Here is a 21,122-nt window from a genome sequence, read left to right as displayed (position 1 = left end):
CATCTTTTGTTTCCTCCTAAATTTCAACTAGTACTGGTTAGATAGATAATTCTTTTGAAAGTTTAACAAGGTCTAGGTCTAGCTTATGCTTTCTTTCTAATGCTTCAACGATATCATAATCTACAACACGATTACTTTCCATCCCTACAGCACGTCCGCCTTTACCTTCAATTAATAATTCTACTGCTCTCGCACCTAAACGGCTTGCTAGGACCCTGTCGGCTGCAGTTGGCGAACCACCGCGTTGAATATGGCCAAGTACGGATACTCTAGTGTCAAAGTTAGTAGCTTCACTTAACTGTTTCGCAAATTCATTTCCGCCGCAAACTCCTTCAGCAACGATAATGATACTATGCTTCTTACCGCGTTCCTGACCTTTTCTCAGCCTCTCAGCAATTTCAGCCATATCGAAGTTTTCTTCAGGAATAAGTATGGTTTCTGCACCACCTGCAAGACCTGCATACAAAGCAATATCCCCAGCATCCCTGCCCATTACTTCAATCACAAAGGTTCTTTCATGTGAAGTAGCCGTATCACGAATTTTGTCCAGGGCATCTATAACTGTATTTAATGCTGTATCAAATCCAATTGTTAGTTCCGTTCCCGGAATATCATTATCGATTGTACCAGGTACACCAACACATGGATAACCTTGCTGAGTCAAGGCTCTTGCTCCACGATAAGAACCGTCGCCTCCTATGACCACAAGCCCTTCAATACCATGTGCCTTTAACTGCTCAATTCCTTTTTGCTGTCCCTCAGGTGTTTTAAATTCTGGGCATCGTGCCGTATGAAGCATAGTGCCTCCTCGATGGATAATATCACCCACAGATCCAAGCTCGAGTTTTTTTATATTTCCAGAAATTAAGCCAGTATACCCGCCATAAATCCCATAAACCTCTACATCGTGATAAATCGCTTTTCGAACTACAGCCCGAATAGCCGGATTCATACCTGGTGAATCTCCACCACTTGTTAGAACGCCAATTTTTTTCATTACTACCACCTCATGTGATTTACTAAGTTATTTATGTATATCTAGATAGGAGTTTTCATTTTATAAGTACTTCATTTATTATCTACAGAAAATCCGGTAATATTTATAAAATACCATTAAATAGACCCCTATAACAACTCAATCATATTAGTAAATTTAATAGACGGAATTGTCGGTTAACTGTAAACGCTTAACGTATATTTGGAAGCGAAATCATTTACATAAAATGGACAATTGTTGACATAATTGTGAAATGAAAAATATTTACCAAAAAATAAAACGTGCCTGAGAGCACGTTTTAAATACTTATATAATCCTTTAAAAATGAGTATTCACCTATCGTTCTAAATCGGTTATAGCGATCCGCAACCAGTTCATCTTCGGAGAGTTCCAAAAGTTCCTTTAAGGATTTCTTTAAGAAATTGTCAATCGCTTCTGATTGACCCTTAACGTCTTTATGTGCACCACCCTTAATTTCCGGAATAATATCGTCGATAATCCCAAGCTCCTTTAAGTCTGGCGCTGTTATTTTCATCGACTCTGCTGCTTTCTTTGCAAGGGCAGAATCCTTCCACAATATTGCCGCTGCACCTTCTGGTGATATTACAGAGTAAGTGGAATTCTCGAGCATGTACATGCGGTTACCTACGCCTAGAGCAAGGGCACCTCCACTTCCTCCCTCACCAATAACGATGCAAATAACTGGCACCTTAAGTCCAGCCATTTCAAATAGGTTTCGAGCAATGGCTTCGCTTTGTCCCCGTTCTTCTGCAGCTTTTCCCGGATAGGCTCCTTTTGTATCAATAAAACAAATAATAGGACGTTGAAATTTATCTGCCTGTTTCATAAGACGAAGTGCTTTTCTATAGCCTTCCGGGTGCGGCATACCAAAGTTCCTGCGAATATTTTCTTTGGTATCCTTACCTCTTTGATGGCCGATGACGGTAACAGGCAGCCCGCGAAACTTTGCAATACCTCCGACAATAGCTTCATCGTCACCAAATGCTCTGTCTCCATGACATTCAAAGAAACCATCAAATAGATTAGAGATATAATCTAATGTAGTTGGTCTATTTGGATGTCTGGCAATTTGAACGCGGTCCCATGGCTTAATGTTGTTATAAATGTCTTTTTCTAGTTTTTCAAGTCGTAATTCTAATTTTTCAATTTCGGATGATAAATCCACATCTGCAGTTTTTGTGAACTCTTTGAGTTCGGCAATTTTATTTCTTAATTGCACAATCGGGCGTTCGAATTCTAATTCCCCTACCATTCGAGCTCACCTCCTGGTTGATGAATTTCAAGTAAGTTCGTGATTTTATCAATTAGCTCAGGACGAGAAATGATCGCGTCCAGCTGGCCATGCTTTAATAGAAACTCCGCTGTTTGAAAATCTTCAGGCAGTTCCTCACGAATGGATTGTTCGATAACTCTACGCCCTGCAAAACCGATTAATGCCCCTGGTTCTGCAAAGTTATAGTCACCCAATGATGCGAAGCTTGCAGAAACACCGCCAGTTGTTGGATGGGTCATTATTGAAAGAATAAGTCCGCCATTATCACTAAATCTCTTTAATGCCACGCTCGTTTTCGCCATTTGCATTAAGCTAAGGACTCCTTCTTGCATCCTAGCACCACCGGAGGCGGTAAAAATAATAAATGGCACTGACATTTCATCTGCTTTTTCAATCGCACGGGTTATTTTTTCCCCTACGACAGAACCCATACTTCCCATTCTAAAGGTAGAATCCATAATGGCCAGGACGATCTTATTGCCATTTACGGTTCCACTGCCCGTAACTACCGCTTCATTAATCTTCGTTTTTTGACGGTCTTTTTCTACTTTTTCCAAGTAATCTGGGAAATTTAACGGGTTCTCAGAAACCATATTTTCATCGATTTCATTGAAACTGTCTTCATCTAAAAAGCTTACGATACGCTCTTTGGCGTTCATTGAAAAGTGATACCCACAATGCACGCAAACCTTCAAATTTTTATTTAGTTCTTTCGTATACATAATCGTTTTACAGGAAGGACATTTAGTCATAATTCCTTCAGGTACATCACTTTTCGCAGCCTCGGTAGGAATCGTTGCATATTTTTTCTTTTTATTTGTATTTTTTGTAAAAAGCTCTTTAAGCAATTTGTCCAAACCTCCTTTGTTCGAAAAAATCTGCCAATCGGCAAAGTTTTTATCATCTTATAATGAAGTCTATCCTTAAATAATGACAATTCAAACCTAACCCTTAAAATTGGTCAGACCACCCAAACATTAAAAATGCCCCACATTCAATCGGGCTGATTGCTTGTCTATCACTATAAAGGAAAATTTCTTCAAAATCTGTTAGTATTTGTCGGTTAAAATAGACAAATTTCTTAATTGGCGATAAGCAGATAATGTTTTTTCCTCATCTTTTTCAACCAATGCTTCGATTAACATTAAATAGCTATCACGTTTATACTCCACTTTCTTAAAACTCAATGAATGGTGATAGTCCTTTAATATTAACCATATTCTCGAAAACAAATAATTGTCTGTCAGTTCAATAAGCTGATAAAAAAATTGATCATCCGTTAATTGATCGGATTCAACCAAGCTTTTAAGCTTCAATAACTGCTTTGCATCAGCTCGTTTTAGAACTAACCAAAGAATATCCATCTCTATTAGGTTCTTTGTTTCAATTACATCTAACTTTGCTTTCTCATCTTGAAGAATAAAGGTTCCAAGCAGCTGTACAAGTTGATTTCCTCGAAAATCTCGGATAAAGGTGCCTTCTCCACGTCTCGTTTCAATTAAACCTAACAGTTCTAATGCTCTTAAAGCTTCCCGAACGGAAGAGCGCCCGACATTCAGGCGCTCTGATAATTCCCGTTCAGATGGGATTTTATCCCCAGATTTCAAATTATCTGCAGATATCATCTCTCTTAGCTGTTTGACAATCTCAAGATATACTTTAGTATTCGTCACTAACTAATCACTCACTTTTACCAATAATAGCGAGCCTCTTTGTTTTTTCTTTAACATCTTCAGGGTCAACCTTTAAACGTGCAACACCTGTTTCCATTGCTGCTTTTGCTACTGCGGCAGCAACGGCCGGGGCAACACGCGGATCAAATGGTGCAGGGATGACATAATCCTCGTTTAGCTCAGATTCATTTATTAAGCTGGCTATTGCTTCAACAGCTGCCACTTTCATTTCCTCGTTTATGTGTGTAGCCCTTACATCGAGTGCACCACGGAAAATACCAGGAAAGGCTAGTACGTTATTTACCTGGTTTGGAAAATCTGACCTGCCCGTTCCTACCACTCGTGCTCCCGCTTCTTTTGCATCATGCGGCATAATTTCTGGAGAAGGGTTTGCCATAGCAAATATGATTGCGTCTTTATTCATGGAAGCAACCATTTCTTTTGTAAGAGCACCTTCAACCGATACGCCAATAAATACATCAGCACCTTTTATGACATCTTCAAGGCTTCCAGTAAGATTATCACGATTTGTGAATTTTGCTACTTCTGCCTTAACGTCATTCATTCCTTGCGGGCGTCCTTCGTAAATAGCACCCTTTGTATCACACATAATAATATCTCTTACTCCATAACTGTGTAATAATTTTATAATAGCAATTCCAGCTGCTCCAGCTCCATTCGCAACCACTTTGATCTCAGTAATTTTCTTGTTAATCAGCTTTAGTGCATTCACAAGACCGGCTGCCGTGACAATAGCCGTACCATGTTGATCATCATGGAAAACAGGAATATTCGCTTCTTTTTTCAATCGTTCCTCAATGACAAAGCAATTTGGTGCTGCGATATCTTCGAGATTCACACCGCCAAATGTTGGCTCGAGCAACTTAACGGTTTCAATTATTTTTTCGACATCGGTTGTGTTTAAGCAAATTGGGAAGGCATCGACGCCGGCAAAGCTTTTGAATAAAACTGCTTTACCTTCCATTACTGGAAGTGCAGCTTCCGGTCCAATATTTCCAAGACCTAAGACTGCTGTACCATCTGTCACTACAGCAACCATATTGCCTTTCATCGTGTAATCGTAAACCGTTTCTGGCTTTTCATAAATATCTTTACACGGTTCGGCAACGCCCGGAGAATACGCTAAACTTAAATCCTTGGCATTTCTTACTGGTACTTTTGATTTTGACTCAAGCTTTCCCTTGTTAATTCGATGCATGTGTAGTGCTTCTTCCCGTAATGTCAAGATTTGTCACCCCTTAAATTAGTACAAAAAGATATCATTAAATACAATAATCCTAGTCCGTTTTTTAGTGGTCAGACCACACCCATCTTCATTTACCACTATAACACATCTGAAAGAGTTGTAAAGAATTAATCTTTTAAAACGACATTGTCTTCTCCAAGAAAATCACGTAATACTTTCATAAAATAACTGCTGGGGTCAACCATAAATTCACTGCCCAGTCTGATAGTTTTCTTGCTGCTTTCATAATGTAAAACAACGTTAGTTGTTCCTATATTATCCTTAAATAATCGTTTTAATTGAAATAATGATTGCTCGTCTTGATTTCCATTGCCTATTTTTAGATATAAAATTGATTCCTGCTTAGATTTTGAACTGAGCCATGTTTCCATTTCAACTACCTGTTGGATAATAAATTGAAGCTTACCATCCCGTTCTTCCACTTTTCCTTCTATCACAGCAAATTTCCCATGTTCCAGCAAGTGAGAATACTTTCTGTACACGTCTGGAAAAGCGACAGCTTCCATTTCACCACTTGCATCACTAAGATTCAAGAAGGCCATCGAATCCCCTTTTTTTGTTCTGATTTTCCGTAAAGAGGTAATATAAACACCAACAGCCACACGTTTTTTATCTGCCGATAATTCTAGCAAACCATTTGCTCCAGCATGTTTAAGTCTTTTTTCAAAAATAGAGACTGGGTGATCGGAAAGATAAAAGCCAAGAGCCTCTTTTTCGAAAGAAAGCTTATCCTCTAACCTAATAGGATCAACTTGGACATATTTCGGTTTAAGCTGAAATTCCTCAAGAAATAATTCTACTTGGCTTGTTTCATCCACTTTAAATAATTGCGCATGTTCAAGCGCCACATCCAAACTTGCAAGCAGGACAGCACGGTCTTCTTTAAATTCATCAAAACTTCCTGAATGGACGAGAACCTCCAAAGTCTTCCGATTGATGGCTTTTGAAGAAACCCTTGTACAAAAATCGAATAAATCCTCAAACTTTTTACTTTTTCTTGCTTGGAATATTTCTCTTAATGCTGCTGCACCTACACTTTTTATTGCTGCAAGGCTGTATCTAATACCATTCTTCTCTACTTGAAAGGAAAACCCGCTGTAATTAATGGAGGGAGGAAGGATTTCAATATCCTTTTGTTTTGTTTCCAATATATATTGGGCGATTTTGGTTTCGTTCCCAATTGAGGATGTTAACAGCCCCGCCATAAAGTAAAGGGGGTAATTAGCCTTTAAATAGGCAAGCTGGTACGTAATCATACTGTATGCCACTGCATGGCTGCGATTAAAGCCATAATTGGCAAATCGTACAATTAAATCATAAATATCATTTGCCAGTGCAATATTATACCCTTTCTTTAGAGCACCTTGGACAAAATGATTTCGTTCCCTATCCAATACATCCTTTTGTTTCTTACCTACCGCCCTGCGCAGCAAATCCGCTTCTCCGAGGGAAAAACCGGCCATTGTAGATGCTATTTGCATGATTTGCTCCTGGTATACGATAACTCCATAAGTATTTTCCAGTATAGGCTGCAAATCCTCATGTGGATAATCAACTACTTGCGTTCCATGTTTTCGGTCAATAAATAGAGGAATATTCTCCATTGGTCCTGGACGATATAAGGCATTAACTGCAACAATATCTTCAAAGCGTGAAGGCTTCAAACGCAATAATACCTTCCTCATTCCTTCAGATTCTAACTGGAATATACCGGTTGTCTCTCCTCTTGCTAACAGTTCAAATGTTTTTTCATCATTTAACGGTATGGTCTTAATGTCTACTTTTTTTCCGGTTTTCTTTTGCATGGAAGATAATATTGATTCAATTAATGATAAGTTTCTTAACCCCAGAAAATCCATTTTTAGTAAGCCTATTTCCTCAAGATGTTCCATTGAATACTGGGTTAAATAAACATGATTATGTCCCTGTTGAATGGGAATTAACTCAACGAGCTGCTTCTCACTAATAACAACACCTGCAGCATGTGTGGAGGTATGACGAGGCAATCCCTCTAGTTTTAATGCTGTTTCATAGAGCTTTCGATTCATAGGGCTTTCATCAATAAAAGCTCTAAGAGACTGTGATTCTTTATATGCATCTTTAAGGTTTATTCCCAACCGTGATGGAATACGTCTCGACAGCTGTTCTAATTCTTTTGTATTCAAGCCAAAAGCTCTGCCAACATCTCTAATTGCTGCCTTAGCGGCCATGGTTCCAAACGTTACGATTTGTGCAACATGTAATTCTCCATACTTTTTTGCAACATATTCTATTACTTCGTCGCGGCGATGATCCGGGAAATCGATATCTATATCCGGCATCGATATCCGCTCTGGATTTAAGAAACGTTCGAATAATAACTGATGTGCTAGCGGGTCGACATCGGTAATGTACAAAACATAGGCCACTAATGACCCTGCTGCTGAACCCCTTCCCGGACCAGTCAAAATACCACGTTCACGGGCATATCTCATAAAATCCCAAACAATTAAAAAGTAATTACTAAATTTCATGGAGTTTATGACCGATAATTCATAAGACAACCGTTCATAGTGTTCTTGTGTAGGTGACCCGTAGCGCTCCATTAACCCTTTTTCACACAATATTTCCAAGTAATCTTCTGCAGACTGCTTTTTCTCTGTCGGATATTCAGGTAAATAGGTTTTGTTCAATTCGATATTTACCATGCACCTTTTAGCGATTGTAATACTGCTCTCTAACGCTTCGGGTAATTCAGGAAATGCTTCTATCATTTCTTTTGCCGTTTTTAAATAATATTGATCACTTTCTAGCGTTTCTCGGTGCTCATCCTGAAGTTTATCTCCATTTTTTATGGCTAACAGGCATTCATGGGCAAACATATCCTCTTGTTCTATGTAATGAACTCTATTTGTTGCCACCAATGGAATACTTAGTTCTTTAGCAATACGCTGGATTCTCTGTGTCAAAATTTTTTCTTCTTCTACTTGATGGTTTTGCACAGCTAGAAAAAATGACTCTACGCCAAAGATAAGCTGAAACTTTTCTATGATTGCTATCGCTTCTTCTTGTTGATTGCTTAATAGATTTTGTTCAATCTCTCCTTCTATTCCTGGAGAAATAGCAATAAGTCCTTCTGCATAATGTTTTAACCATTTAAAAGGAATACCTTTTGACGCTTTAGTTTGAACTGCACTAGAAATTTTTAAAAGGTTTTTAAATCCTTTTTCATTTTCAGCTAATAAGACTAATGGAAATGATTCTTCCTTCCTGTGTTCACTTTCTACATCTACGGTTAACCCCATAATTGGTTGTATATTGTTTTTTAGACATAATTTATAAAATTCAATCGTTCCATACATAACATTTCGATCGGTTAATGCAATCGCCTTAAATCCTTTTTCCTTTGCATTTTGAACTAATTCATGAACCGAAACTGTGCTTGTTAACAAGCTGTATGCACTATAAACATGAAGGTGAATAAAAGACATTTTTGTCACCCCTTCCATTAAAAACTCTTACCTACATTATAGAGCTAAACTCTAAAAAAGGAAAATATGTTCTTATTTTCTAGCTATGTAATTTGTCTGTTGATTTGCGCTCCTGGCACTTCGCTTTCCGCGGGCGGTCCGGGGAGCCTCCTCAGCGCTTAAGCGCCTGCGGGGTCTCCCCTGCCCCGTCCTCCCGCAGGAGTCTCCGTGCCTTCCGCACAAATCAACAGAGTGCCACTATCAATTCAACGTTTCACATTTAATTATAAAAATCATAATCAGGGCGGTTTGTCCATATAAATGTATAAAGGTATTGATATTCCGTGAGGGCGGTTGAGGTTATGAAAGAAATTGGTTTTTTTCCTACATTTATTGAGAGCTATTTTATTGCATTGGGCGTTATCCTAGGCGGTGCCTTAATTGGCGGAATCGCAGCCTTTCTAACTGGACAACCACCGCTTACAGCTGTGTACAGGCTGTCCACAGACTTAAGAATCTGGGCAATTGTTGCTGCTATTGGCGGGACATTTGATGCCGTTTACACCTTTGAGAGAGGGATATTTAATGCGGAAACGAGGGACATTTTTAAACAGCTTCTTATTATTCTATCTGCCTTAGGCGGTGCCCAGACAGGTGCCCTGATTATTAATTGGTTAACACAGGAGTATATATCGTGAGAATTCCTCCTTATTATCGCAGACCTGCATGGCAGCGTTTTTTTGCAGGAATGGTCATTGGCGGCGCTATTAGTTGGTGTATTTTCATTTATATTTATGGAGTATGGCAGGAGGAGCACACTTCACTCATTGAAAAGCAAAGTGAAAAAATTGTTGACCTAGAAAACGAAAAAAAAATCTGGCAGGAAGAATATAAGGAAATAAATAAACGGACCATTGAGCAGTTGACGATTCAAAAAATCAACATCAAAATAATCAATGGGGAAAAATACAAACTGGATATGTTAAGTGTTTCAGAAATCGAAGACTCCGTAAAAGATGACATTAGTATGATGATTGCAAAGGACATTGACACTGTCTATAAAAGCAAAGAATTAATAAAAAAAATCATTCAAAATAAACCTGTTAAACTAAACGACAAAAGATATAAATTGCAGGTGAAGGAAATGGTTATCTTCACCACCCTTTCCATTCAACTGGAAATTAGTTTTGAAGAATAGAAAAATCGGTCCAGAAATTGGACCGATTTTTTTAGTAGTTGTCACACACTTCGCTAAGTTCTTTTAGGACATGATCCACTTCATCCCATGAATAAATGGAAGCACCTGAGGCAAGTGGATGTCCGCCGCCTTTAAACTTCCTTGCAACCCCATTAATGACTGGACCCTTTGAACGCAGACGCACCCTAATTTGATCTTCCTCTTCAATAAAAAACACCCACGCTTTAATCCCTTTTACATCTCCTAATGTTCCTACAAGTAACGAAGCCTCTGACGGCACTGCATTATATTCTTCTAATAGCTGCTTTGTAAGACGGACTGAAGCTACACCGTTACTTTGCATTTCAAAATTTTGCAAAATATAGCCGTTTAATTTAATGATATTGAGATCACGCTCGTACATTTTGTCAAAGAGTTCTGTACGAGAAAAATTGTAATGAATCAGTTCCCCTGCATAGGCAAATGTTTTGTCCGTCGTACTTGGAAATAGAAATCTTCCAGTGTCTCCGACAATACCACCAAATAAAAGCCTTGCAGCTGCATCATTTAGTTTTAACCCTCTGTCCCTACCGAATAAGTAAAATTCATAAATCATCTCACTGCATGAACTTGCCGTTGTATCCACCCACAATAAATCGCCATAAGGATCTTCATTTGGATGATGATCTATTTTAATTAGTTTATCACCTAGAGTATACCTTCTGTCACAAATCCGTTCCTGATTTGCGGTATCACAAACAATAACCAAAGCTCCTTTATAAACTTCATCCTCAATGGAATCCAAACGGCGCATAAAATGAAGCGATCTTTCTTCTTTTCCAACTGCAAACACATTTTTGTTTGGATATGAGGCCTTTAGTATTTCCACCAATCCGCATTGTGAACCGTATGCATCCGGATCTGGACGAACATGGCGATGTACGATTATCGTCTCATATTGTTCAATCATTTCTAAAATTTTTTCATTCAATGTAATCACCTCTCTATTGTTTTGAAGCAAGGGTAGTATTTTGTTAAAATAATATGTACAATTAACAAGAGAATTTTCGGCTTGGAGGAAATATAATGTCAATTCTAGTTTTTTTCATCGTCATACTTTTTGCCTTTTATTTATTTTATAAAACAAAATACTTCCGAAGCAGCCGGCCAGTGGAAAAGAAATGGCTAGGTGCCAAATCAAATATAGCCCTTGGTTTATTTGTCTTCTTATTTGGTATTAATCATTTATTCTTTATTTCACAAACGACGGTTACACTGATTGTATCAGTCATCTTTATTGCATATGGCGGTGTGTTTACTTGGGTTGGATACAAAAAGTATAAACACTATCTTCCATTTGCCGCAGAAGAAGCAGAGAATTACAGTATTAAATAAATGATAGCCGCTTATTTTCAAGCGGCTTTTTTCATTTGCTTAATTTCGATCGATAAGCTGACACATCATCATTGCCTTACCAACTAAAATTCCATCATTAAAGACCTCTACATCGACCTTTCCAAACTTTCGGCCCACTTCAAGGACTCTTGGATAAATTTCTAAAATACTCTCCATCTGAACAGGCTTTAAAAAGTAAATAGTCATATTCTCAACAACCAAATCCCCTTTTTTATAGCTCCGTAAAATCCTGTTCGCAGCATCCGATACAACCGTAGTAAATACACCGTAGGATATAGTACCAAGATGGTTTGTCATTTGCGGGGTAACTTCACAGGTATACACTTCTTCCCCTTTAGCTCTTCCCCTCATTAGCACCATTTGGTTGGTGACGATATCATCAAGTGTCTCTCCTACCTGTGGCTGACGCTGATTCATTTGCAATGCTTTTAAAACATCCTGCCTGCTAATAATCCCTTCAAGACGATTCGTATCATCGACAACCGGAAGAACTTCAATTCCTTCCCAAACCATCATATGCGCTGTCGAGGCTACACTTGTTTTACCTGAAACAGTCATCGGTTGTTTTGTCATAATCTTTTCGATGGTTGTATCTGACTCCTGTCCCATGATATCTTTAGCTGTTACCATTCCCTGAATCTTCATGTTCTGATCCACAACCGGATAACGGCTATGGGTGGTTTCTAGATTGAGAGTATGCCACCTTGAAACCTTTTCAGAAGTTTTAAGATAATACGTCTCGGTAAGAGGTGTTAGGATATCCTCAACCAGAATAATTTCTTTTTTTATCAACTGGTCATAGATGGCCCGGTTTATCATGGTTGCTACTGTAAACGTATCATAACTTGTTGATATGATTGGCATTTCTAAACTATCAGCAAGCTTTTTGATATGGTCCTCTGTATCAAAACCACCGGTTATTAAGACAGCTGCACCTGCTTTCAGTGCTAGTTCCTGCGCCTGAGTTCGGTTTCCGACGATTAACAAGTTGTCAGGACCGGTATAGCGCATCATTGCCTCAAGTTTCATTGCACCGATAACAAATTTATTTAGCGTTTTATGCAAGCCAGTCTTTCCGCCTAAAACCTGACCCTCCACAATATTAACGACTTCTGCAAAGGTAAGCTTTTCAATATTCTCTTTTTTCTTCCGTTCAATCCTAATCGTGCCTACACGTTCGATTGTACTTACGTAGCCTTTATTTTCAGCTTCCTTGATTGCTCGATAAGCTGTACCTTCGCTAACAGTCATCGCCTTGGCGATTTGCCGTACTGATATTTTTTCCCCAACAGGAAGTTCATCAATATATTGCAGAATCTGTTCATGTTTTGTAGCCAAGACCTTCACCCATTTCTATAACCCATTAATTAATAATAATAATTGATATATTATTTATACCATTAATTTGAATAATAAACCAACACAAAGGGAGCCTTTTTACAGGCCCCCCTTACAGTATCGCTATTAATAATAAGAACGTGATTTTTTGTTCAATCTGAGCTGCTGTCGTTTTTTCACTGCTCTTTTTGGGCTATACAATATCGCAGTGAGATTTCCTGCAATGACAATTAATGCTAATGCCAGCCAGGTTAGAGCAAATGTCCCTTCTAGTCCTTCTGCAAAAACCGATAATCTTGGTACAGCGAAATAAAGCATGAAACCACATAGCAACAGGCATAGTAAATATCTGTTTTTTTTCAATTGACTTATCTCCCTTCAAACAACTGCTTGTTTCACTTTATGCACAGAAGGGGTAAAAAAGTATTATAATTCGATAAAATCTCCAGGTTCTAGGACTTTTCCATTTTTATTTTCAAGCAATTTAATAAATTGGGTTGGATCCTGCTTAATTGGCGGGAATGTATTGTAATGAATCGGAACAATGGTTTTTGCTGCCAGTAATTTAGCTGCATATGCTGCGTCTTCAGGACCCATTGTGAAATTATCGCCGATTGGCAAGAAAGCTAAATCAATAGGATGTCTTTCACCAATAAGCTTCATATCTGAGAACAAACCTGTATCTCCTGCATGATAAATCGTTTTTCCTTCTGCCATAAAGAGAATTCCTGCTGGCATGCCGCAATATACAAGTTCTTTATTTTCTGTCTCATAGCTAGAACCATGAAAGGCTTGTGTCAATTTAACTTTGCCAAAATCAAATTGATAGGCTCCGCCGATATGCATTGCATGGGTGTTTACCCCCTGCCAGCCTAAGAATGTAGAAAGCTCGGCATTCGCTATTACAAGTGCATTGTTTCTTTTGGCTAACTCGACCGTATCTCCAACATGGTCTCCATGACCATGAGTTAAAATAATTACATCTGGATTTACATCCCGCAATTTTAAGTCCGTTAATTGGTTTCCAGTAATAAAAGGATCAATGATAATATTTTTGCCATTGACCTGAATTTGAACAACTGAATGCCCATGATAAGATACTTTCATTTTCCCATCTCCTCCTTTTGTGTAATACTATGTACTTCCATAAAAATTTCTAAATTCCTTCCTCATTTATATCCATAAATAGATTGATTTAGCACAACCTATATGCAGATTGTTTACACACAGGAGTAAAATTGATACGCTCAAATAGAAATGTTTAGTTTAGGAGGAAAAGAAATGAACCAACGTTTACAAAAACTTCAAGCTTGGATGAAGGAAAATGGTATTGAAGTCAGCTTCATCACCTCTTCTGAAAATGTATTTTATTTAAGTGGATTTTTCTCAAATCCACATGAACGTTTACTTGCATTAGCAGTATTCCAAGAGGAAGAGCCTTTCCTTGTTTGTCCGGGAATGGAGGTTCATGATGTCAAGGCATCTGGCTGGAACCAAGAAATCATCGGCTATAGTGATATCGAAAATCCATGGAAATTAGTACATACCTCAATCAATAAAAGAATCAGCCATGTACGAAATGTCGCCATCGAAAAAGAACATATGAATGTAGAACGCTATGAGCAGTTGACAGCATTATTTCCGGGTGCTGCTTTTGTTTCCGCTGAGGAAAAAATGAGAAAACTGCGGATGATAAAGGACGCCAAGGAATTAAAAATTATTGAAGAAGCGTGTGCATTAGCTGATTATGCAATCGAAGTTGGCTGCAGTGAAATTAAAGAGGGGCGAACTGAATTAGAAGTTTTAAATGCAGTTGAATATGCGCTTAAGCAAAAGGGCGTAACCGAAATGTCATTTTCTACAATGGTCTTAACAGGTGCAAATGCTGCGTCCCCACACGGCAACCCAGGAAGCACAAAAATCAAAAAGGGCGATTTAGTCCTATTCGATTTAGGCGTAGTGGTAGACCGCTATTGTTCTGATATTACAAGAACCGTTGCATATGGTGATATTAATGATAAACAAAAAGAAATATATGATACCGTCTTAAAAGGACAATTAGCTGCTGTAGAGGCAAGTAAGCCAGGTGTAACAGCAGCTGAGGTAGACTTAACGGCCCGAAGAATCATTGCAGATGCAGGCTTTGGTGAATACTTCCCGCACCGTCTAGGCCATGGTTTAGGAATCAGTGTCCATGAGTATCCTTCGATGACAGAAACAAACCCATTGGTGATAGAGGAAGGAATGGTTTATACAATCGAACCAGGCATTTATGTACCTGGTGTAGCAGGTGTACGTATTGAAGATGATGTATTCATTACTGCGGATGGAGCTAAAGTATTAACCAAATTCCCTAAGGAATTACAAATCATAAGGTAGTTAATTTGTTTTTTTTACCATTGCACAATTGAATAAATTGCAGTATTATACTAATACAAGCTGCGTTGCTCGTAGTGATAATAAAGTTTTAACCTTTAAGCTGTAAAAGGGAGTTTTACTATCGGAGCTAAAATGACAAGCCTCTGTCTAAACGACATGGAGGACATGCAGGAAGGCTTCTGCGAACACCCACTTTGAGGAGTGGTGGTTTAAAACTTTCTTATATGAGGTACGGCAAATGCGGCTATATAATTTTGAATTTAAACTGCCAGCTTCGACTTGAAGCTGGCTTTCTTTTTTCTGCTTAAGAGAAAAGGAAGAGAATCAATCTCTTCCAATTGTTTTTTACATCTGCCCAAGTAATGTTTTAGTATCAGAGTAATGCAGACCATGTGCCTCTGCGACTGCTTCATAGGTTACAAACCCACCTAATGTATTAATCCCCTTCAGTAATGCATCATTCTCAAGACATGCCTGCCTAAACCCTTTATTGGCAATTTGGATCGCATAAGGTACTGTCACGTTTGTTAAAGCGATGGTTGATGTTCTTGGTACCGCTCCAGGCATATTCGCCACAGCATAATGAACAACACCATGTTTAATATAAGTTGGATTGTCGTGAGTAGTAATCCGGTCAGTAGTTTCAAAAATGCCGCCTTGGTCGATGGCAATATCAACGACGACACTTCCAGGATTCATTGATTGAATCATCTCATCTGTAACTAATTTTGGCGCTTTAGCTCCTGGTATTAGCACTGCTCCGATAACAACATCAGAACCTTTCACAGCTTCAGCTATATTATAAGGGTTGGAAATGAGAGTAGTAACATCTGACCCAAAAATATCATCTAATTGACGGAGACGTTCTGGATTTAAGTCTATAATTGTAACTTTAGCACCAAGTCCAATTGCCATTTTCGCAGCATTTGTCCCTGCTACACCACCCCCAATAATCGTAACGCTCCCTCTTTGCACACCAGGTACCCCAGAAAGTAATATACCCTTTCCACCATGGACCTTTTCAAGAAATTGCGCCCCTATTTGTGCAGCCATTCTTCCAGCCACTTCACTCATTGGCGTTAATAAAGGTAAGGATTTGTTTGGCAATTGTACCGTTTCATAGGCAATACCAACTACCTTATTATCAATTAACGACTTTGTTAATTCAGGCTCAGGAGCTAAATGTAAGTATGTAAATAGAATTAATCCTTCACGAAAATATTGGTACTCACTTGGCAGAGGTTCTTTAACCTTCATTACCATTTCCATTGACCATGCTTCTAATGCAGTTTCTACTATTTTTGCACCGGCAGATGCATAATCTTCATCTGTGAAACCAGAACCTTGTCCGGCTCCTTTTTCAATATAAACTTCGTGTCCAAATTTGAGTAGGTTAAAAACTCCTGCTGGTGTCATCGCAACACGGTTTTCATTATTTTTAATTTCTCTAGGCACACCGATTTGCATCTAATTACCTCCAATAAATACTTAGTAATAAAGCGTTTCTCCTAGAAAGGATAGAGAGGCGAGCTTTTAATTTGAAAGCACTTCCATTTTACCAAAAAAGTGTAGAAATCCAAATTCTTTTATTCACTTCATTATCATATGAAATAAATAGTAGATTAATAAAAGAAATAAAGAGCTTTGCAAATTTGCAAAGCTCGTATAATTCTTTTCTATTAATACCATGGGTAGTACGGATATCCATAATACGGGTAAGGATATGGGTAAGGGTAAGGGTATCCGTATCCGTATCCGTATCCTGGGGCTAATGCTGCCCCTAGTGCTAATCCCCCTAAGAATGGTAATCCAAATCCAAACCCAAATGGTCTTCCAAAACCAAATCCGAATGGTCTTCCAAATCCAAATCCGAATGGTCTTCCAAATCCGAACCCTGGTCTTCCAAATCCAAACCCTGGTCTTCCAAATCCAAACCCATGACCAAATCCACCAAATCCATGGTGACCAAACCTTTGATCGTTAGGGTCAATTGCGCCCATATAATTAGTCATTTCCTGAATTTCTTGCATTTTTCTTCCTCCTCATGTTTATATTTAACACATTAAAAGAATATGCATTATGAACATGAGATTCTTGGGTAATTGCCCTAACAGAGGAAAATTTATAGTCATACACATAGGAAAACTCGCCACTGGCGAGCTGATTGAAATCTATTCTTCTGTGTACTGTGCTTCATCCTCGTTCCTAACTGCAAAATCCTGGCCAATAAATCCGCTATTATAGGAATTCATGATTTGATTACTTACCTCAGTAGTACCTTGCTCATCATACTCAAATGAAAAAGCTTTGTTCGGATCTTGTTTAGACATAGGTCAAATCTCCTTTCCATGGATATTTACCTCTTTATTTTTCGAAAAATTGAAACATTTATCCCTAGAAAATAATGTATAATCTAGGTAAGGAGGGATCACTATGGGAGAAAGATATGGCCATATTTTAGTTGCAATGGATGGTTCAAAAGAATCAGAGTGGGCACTAGAAAAATCGATTGAAATTGCTAAAAGAAACAACGCAAAACTATTACTAGCACATGTAATCGACACAAGGTCATTCCTTTTAATTGATTCATATGATCCAGATATTGCCGAACGCGCAAACAAACTTGCCATCGATATGCTGGAAAAATATCAAAACCAAGCCATACACGAAGGAGTTATACACGTTCACTATGAAATCGAGTATGGCTCTCCAAAAGTGAAAATCCCCAAGGAAATCGCTAAAAAACATGATATTGATTTAATTATATGCGGTGCTACTGGTATGAATGCAGTTGAAAGGTTTTTGATTGGCAGTGTTTCTGAACACATTACTCGTTACGCACCATGTGATGTCCTCATTGTCCGTACACATAAATAAATACGTGAATGCTTTCTAGATGTAGTGTAAAATAAAAGCAATAACTCGTCTTGGAGGCTATCACATGAACGAACATTTTTCCTTTGATCAACGTCTTGGTATTTCTATTCCCAATCTAGCATTGGAATGGGCTCAATATAGTGATGAAACCCAGCAGGCTATCTTGTTCAAATGGGAACAAATAAGAGGCAGCATTCCGGATCGAATTGCTGACCTTGAAAAAATGATAAATCAAAAACAAACACAACTTTCCAATGAAAGTAACTTTAAAACCTCATGTGAATTAAACAGCGAAATTGCCGAACTTGCGTCTATCATCAATGATTTGTGGCTTTGGTATAGAGCAAACCAAACTGTATCTGATAAAATGCATCAATAAAGAGAGCTCCCTATCTAACGGGAGCTCTCCTTTATTTTTAAAGATCCTTTTTAATTTCCCTAACTACATGGCCTATTTCAGGCAGGATTAGCTTATTCATTGCTAATTTTACTGCCCCAGTAGAGCCTGGGGTGGAAAAGACCCCTTTATTCTTTACAACGCCTGCAATTGCTCGAGAAAGTAAAGCTGCAGAGCCAATATCTTCTTGATAGCTCAACATCCTGAATAATTCACCAAATCCAACTATTTCTTTATCTAGGATGCTTTGAACACTTTCAATGGTGACATCGCGCTTTGCTATTCCTGTCCCTCCGTTTGTTAGAATAACATCAATATCTTCGCGCTCACATCCTTGTAAGATAGCCTCTTTTATAGGAGTTGCTTCATCTTTGACAATACAATAGTCCACGATGGCATGCCCGGCTTGTTCTAGTAATTCTATCATCAACCTGCCGCTTTTATCCGTATCCTTATTTCTCGTATCACTCACGGTAATTACTTTACAATTTACAGTCTTTGGAGCTCCCTGCTTATGTTCTGTTGTACTCATTAGATTTCCTCTTTCTGATTAAGATATCGCAATTGGTAATAGTTATGGGCAAATTCCGTAACTTTTCTTGTTAATTGATAATTCGTCCCTGCACCAATGGCCATACTAACAAGAGGGATACCTTGAATGAGTCTTTTGCGGAACACCGTAATGACCATAGCTTTCAATAATTGTTGGATAGGCTGTTCCAGCCAAGTTACATCTGTAATTTCTTCATTTCCTTCATAAAAATAATGATCAGTGCTGGTTTTCATTTCGTTCATTAACACCGACCATCCCTCTTTTTGTAGACGTGGAGGCAGTGAAGCGGTATGAAACACCTTTAAAGAACTCATCATCTCGTAAGGCGTATTTACCTCAAAACCATATGTCATGGCAATTAATTGTACTGCTCTTAAATTAATAACCGCCATCGCTGGTATGTCTGTACCCAAAAGGAGCGGCCCGCCTGTCCCCGCCAGGCCCCCCTGTGCAAAGGAGTATAATCGATGCCTTGCAATTTGCTGCATGGCTATGTATTGTAATTGATCAATATCTAATTTTTTTAAATCCTCAATTTGATGCAAATCCTTATTAAAAACACGACCTGAAGATAGGATCCTTTCCTTTGCGTCCATCTGTAATTGAGAGCCCTGAATCATCCCGTGCAAATGGAACAACCAGCTATCAATAACTGAAAAAAATTGACTTTGAACTTTTTCAGGCAACAAAGAGAAAGAACGCTCTAAATATTTTTCATACGTAAGCTGCAGGTCATTTGCCTCGTAGTTTAATAATTGCTTTTCCCACTCCCTAATTGCATTCAATACCTCTGTTTCCCTGTCAGTTAATGGCATAGGCAATCCTCCTACCTTCCTTTTCTCCCTCCAGTATATCACAAAGAAATATACATAAAAAATGTGAAAAGGCAAACTGTCTCTAGGACAGCCTGCCTTTTATTAAGGATTATTGTGCTAAACGAACAACGTCGCGGGCAATCATTACTTCTTCATTTGTAGGAATAACGATTACTTTAACAGGTGAATGAGGATAGTTAATAAATCTTTCCTCACCTCTAATTTTATTTAAAGCTGGGTCCCAATAGACGCCCATAAATTCAAGACCTTTTAGTACCTTTTCACGGACAACATCACTGTTTTCACCGATACCAGCAGTAAAAATGATAGCATCTACACCATACATGCGTGAAGCATATGAACCAATATATTTATGGATACGATTAGCAAAAACATCCAATGCAAGCTGTGCTCGTTCATTCCCTTTACGTGATTCAATTTCAATATCTCTTAAATCACTTGAGAATCCAGAAACACCCAGCATTCCACTCTTTTTATTTAAGACATCGAGAACTTCTTCTGCGGTTTTATTGGTTTTCTCCATAATGAATGGGATAAGCGCAGGGTCAATGTTACCGGAACGTGTTCCCATTGTTACCCCAGCTAATGGCGTAAAGCCCATTGACGTATCTATTGATTTTCCGCCTTCAATGGCTGCAATACTTGCACCATTACCTAAATGACAAGAAAGCAGTCTAAGTTGTTCAACAGGACGCCCTAGTAGTTCAGCAGCACGCTGGGAAACATATTTGTGACTTGTACCATGGAAACCATATTTACGAATACCGTATTTCTCATAGTATTCATATGGAAGGCTGTATAGATAAGAACTTTCTGGCATAGTTTGATGGAAAGCTGTATCGAAAACAGCTACAGCTGGAACATTAGGAAGAACAGCTTGGAATGCTTTAATTCCTGTAATGTTTGCAGGATTATGCAATGGAGCTAACTCCGATAAAGCCTCAATCTTATTTAGAACTTCTTCTGTAATAAGAGCGGAATCACTAAACTCTTCTCCACCATGAACTACACGGTGACCAATTCCTTCAATTTCATTTAAAGATTGAATAATCCCAAGAGTAGTTAGCTTATCAAGCAGCATTTTAACCCCGACTTCATGATCAGGTATATCAGTAGTTTCAGTAACTTTTTCACCATTAACAGAAATTGTAAAAATCGAATCATTTAAACCGATTCTTTCAATGATTCCTTTCGTAATAACATCTTCACTTGGCATTTCAAATAATTGAAATTTCAATGAAGAACTACCTGCATTAATCGCAATAATTTTAGACATTTCGTTTACCGCTCCTTTTATAAAAACAACATCGGTTCGGGAAAGCTCAATACTCCGTACAAGGTTATTTTGCGCGAAACCGACATCGTTTATTGCTTTCATCACCTCATTTAATCACTGTATATATTACATTTCAAGGAGGAAATTGGATGGAAACGGTTACCTCCAAAATGAAAATTTATTCACATTATTC

Annotated in this window: 22 protein-coding genes and 1 other RNA gene; 7 read left to right on the top strand and 16 right to left on the bottom strand. The window is 38.3% G+C overall.

Annotated features, from left to right (window positions below):
* Positions 1-37: 37 nt before the first annotated feature.
* The 6 genes from pfkA to dnaE form a co-directional block, all read right to left on the bottom strand.
* A complete protein-coding gene (gene pfkA / locus BANA01_RS06560) occupies positions 38-997 on the bottom strand; it encodes a 6-phosphofructokinase (RefSeq protein WP_034676835.1) in 960 nt (319 codons plus the stop codon).
* Positions 998-1,295: 298 nt separating this feature from the next.
* Positions 1,296-2,270, bottom strand: a complete 975-nt coding sequence (accA, locus tag BANA01_RS06555; protein ID WP_034676833.1) for an acetyl-CoA carboxylase carboxyl transferase subunit alpha — start codon at positions 2,268-2,270, stop codon at positions 1,296-1,298.
* Entirely contained in the window at positions 2,264-3,139 is an 876-nt protein-coding gene (gene accD / locus BANA01_RS06550) for an acetyl-CoA carboxylase, carboxyltransferase subunit beta (protein ID WP_034676831.1), read from the bottom strand. The genes accA and accD overlap by 7 nt, the downstream gene beginning before the upstream one ends.
* 201 nt (positions 3,140-3,340) lie before the next feature.
* A complete protein-coding gene (locus tag BANA01_RS06545; RefSeq protein WP_268875055.1) occupies positions 3,341-3,964 on the bottom strand; it encodes a FadR/GntR family transcriptional regulator in 624 nt (207 codons plus the stop codon).
* Positions 3,965-3,971: 7 nt separating this feature from the next.
* Positions 3,972-5,210, bottom strand: coding sequence for an NADP-dependent malic enzyme (gene ystJ, locus BANA01_RS06540; protein WP_034676829.1), 1,239 nt, complete (start codon positions 5,208-5,210; stop codon positions 3,972-3,974).
* A gap of 128 nt (positions 5,211-5,338) precedes the next feature.
* Complete coding sequence (gene dnaE / locus BANA01_RS06535) at positions 5,339-8,701, bottom strand: DNA polymerase III subunit alpha (RefSeq protein ID WP_034676828.1); 3,363 nt, start codon at positions 8,699-8,701, stop codon at positions 5,339-5,341.
* Positions 8,702-9,042: 341 nt separating this feature from the next.
* Between dnaE and ytrH the strand changes: the two genes are divergently transcribed.
* Complete coding sequence (gene ytrH, locus BANA01_RS06530) at positions 9,043-9,378, top strand: sporulation membrane protein YtrH (RefSeq protein ID WP_034676826.1); 336 nt, start codon at positions 9,043-9,045, stop codon at positions 9,376-9,378.
* On the top strand, positions 9,375-9,878 hold the full coding sequence (gene ytrI / locus BANA01_RS06525; protein WP_034676824.1) for a sporulation membrane protein YtrI: 504 nt from the start codon (positions 9,375-9,377) through the stop codon (positions 9,876-9,878). Before ytrH ends, ytrI begins: the two co-directional genes overlap by 4 nt.
* A gap of 31 nt (positions 9,879-9,909) precedes the next feature.
* On the opposite strand, the gene BANA01_RS06520 is transcribed toward ytrI, so the two are convergent.
* The gene (locus tag BANA01_RS06520) at positions 9,910-10,848 is read right to left on the bottom strand and encodes a DHH family phosphoesterase (protein ID WP_034676822.1); all 939 of its coding nucleotides are present in this window, start codon (positions 10,846-10,848) and stop codon (positions 9,910-9,912) included.
* A 95-nt stretch (positions 10,849-10,943) separates the two neighbouring features.
* Here BANA01_RS06520 and BANA01_RS06515 point away from each other — a divergent pair, with 95 nt between their 5' ends.
* Entirely contained in the window at positions 10,944-11,252 is a 309-nt protein-coding gene (locus BANA01_RS06515; protein ID WP_034676820.1) for a YtpI family protein, read from the top strand.
* A gap of 39 nt (positions 11,253-11,291) precedes the next feature.
* Here BANA01_RS06515 and BANA01_RS06510 read toward each other — a convergent pair whose 3' ends face one another.
* From BANA01_RS06510 to BANA01_RS06500, 3 genes are all read right to left on the bottom strand, one after another.
* Positions 11,292-12,611 carry a CBS domain-containing protein gene (locus tag BANA01_RS06510; protein ID WP_034676818.1) on the bottom strand — a complete coding sequence of 440 codons (1,320 nt, stop codon included), beginning with the start codon at positions 12,609-12,611 and terminating at the stop codon, positions 11,292-11,294.
* A gap of 126 nt (positions 12,612-12,737) precedes the next feature.
* The gene (locus BANA01_RS06505) at positions 12,738-12,974 is read right to left on the bottom strand and encodes a hypothetical protein (protein ID WP_034676816.1); all 237 of its coding nucleotides are present in this window, start codon (positions 12,972-12,974) and stop codon (positions 12,738-12,740) included.
* A 63-nt stretch (positions 12,975-13,037) separates the two neighbouring features.
* Positions 13,038-13,718, bottom strand: coding sequence for a metal-dependent hydrolase (locus tag BANA01_RS06500; RefSeq protein WP_034676814.1), 681 nt, complete (start codon positions 13,716-13,718; stop codon positions 13,038-13,040).
* A gap of 174 nt (positions 13,719-13,892) precedes the next feature.
* Here BANA01_RS06500 and BANA01_RS06495 point away from each other — a divergent pair, with 174 nt between their 5' ends.
* Entirely contained in the window at positions 13,893-14,990 is a 1,098-nt protein-coding gene (locus BANA01_RS06495; RefSeq protein WP_034676812.1) for a M24 family metallopeptidase, read from the top strand.
* A gap of 54 nt (positions 14,991-15,044) precedes the next feature.
* A non-coding RNA gene (gene ssrS / locus BANA01_RS06490) (6S RNA) lies at positions 15,045-15,241 on the top strand.
* A 94-nt stretch (positions 15,242-15,335) separates the two neighbouring features.
* Here ssrS and ald read toward each other — a convergent pair.
* From ald to BANA01_RS29825, 3 genes are all read right to left on the bottom strand, one after another.
* A complete protein-coding gene (gene ald / locus BANA01_RS06485) occupies positions 15,336-16,457 on the bottom strand; it encodes an alanine dehydrogenase (RefSeq protein WP_034676810.1) in 1,122 nt (373 codons plus the stop codon).
* Positions 16,458-16,669: 212 nt separating this feature from the next.
* Positions 16,670-17,020, bottom strand: coding sequence for a hypothetical protein (locus BANA01_RS06480; RefSeq protein ID WP_176573614.1), 351 nt, complete (start codon positions 17,018-17,020; stop codon positions 16,670-16,672).
* Positions 17,021-17,161: 141 nt separating this feature from the next.
* Positions 17,162-17,320 carry a hypothetical protein gene (locus BANA01_RS29825; RefSeq protein ID WP_169803653.1) on the bottom strand — a complete coding sequence of 53 codons (159 nt, stop codon included), beginning with the start codon at positions 17,318-17,320 and terminating at the stop codon, positions 17,162-17,164.
* Between the two features lie 103 nt (positions 17,321-17,423).
* Here BANA01_RS29825 and BANA01_RS06475 point away from each other — a divergent pair, with 103 nt between their 5' ends.
* Both BANA01_RS06475 and BANA01_RS06470 read left to right on the top strand, forming a co-directional pair.
* Positions 17,424-17,867 (top strand): universal stress protein, encoded by a 444-nt coding sequence (locus BANA01_RS06475; RefSeq protein WP_034676809.1) that lies wholly within the window; start codon positions 17,424-17,426, stop codon positions 17,865-17,867.
* A gap of 64 nt (positions 17,868-17,931) precedes the next feature.
* Entirely contained in the window at positions 17,932-18,246 is a 315-nt protein-coding gene (locus BANA01_RS06470; protein WP_034676807.1) for a hypothetical protein, read from the top strand.
* A 37-nt stretch (positions 18,247-18,283) separates the two neighbouring features.
* Here BANA01_RS06470 and BANA01_RS06465 read toward each other — a convergent pair whose 3' ends face one another.
* From BANA01_RS06465 to BANA01_RS06455, 3 genes are all read right to left on the bottom strand, one after another.
* Positions 18,284-18,796: a MogA/MoaB family molybdenum cofactor biosynthesis protein gene (locus BANA01_RS06465; RefSeq protein ID WP_034676805.1), complete on the bottom strand. Its 513-nt coding sequence runs from the start codon at positions 18,794-18,796 to the stop codon at positions 18,284-18,286.
* Positions 18,796-19,632, bottom strand: a complete 837-nt coding sequence (locus BANA01_RS06460) for an EcsC family protein (protein WP_034676803.1) — start codon at positions 19,630-19,632, stop codon at positions 18,796-18,798. Before BANA01_RS06460 ends, BANA01_RS06465 begins: the two co-directional genes overlap by 1 nt.
* Positions 19,633-19,741: 109 nt before the next feature.
* A complete protein-coding gene (locus BANA01_RS06455) occupies positions 19,742-20,929 on the bottom strand; it encodes an acetate kinase (protein WP_034676928.1) in 1,188 nt (395 codons plus the stop codon).
* Between the last annotated feature and the right edge of the window lie 193 nt (positions 20,930-21,122).

The sequence above is a fragment of the Neobacillus niacini NBRC 15566 genome (assembly GCF_001591505.1).
GTDB lineage: Bacteria > Bacillota > Bacilli > Bacillales > Cytobacillaceae > Neobacillus > Neobacillus niacini.
This window is presented reverse-complemented; position numbering and strand designations above follow the sequence as displayed.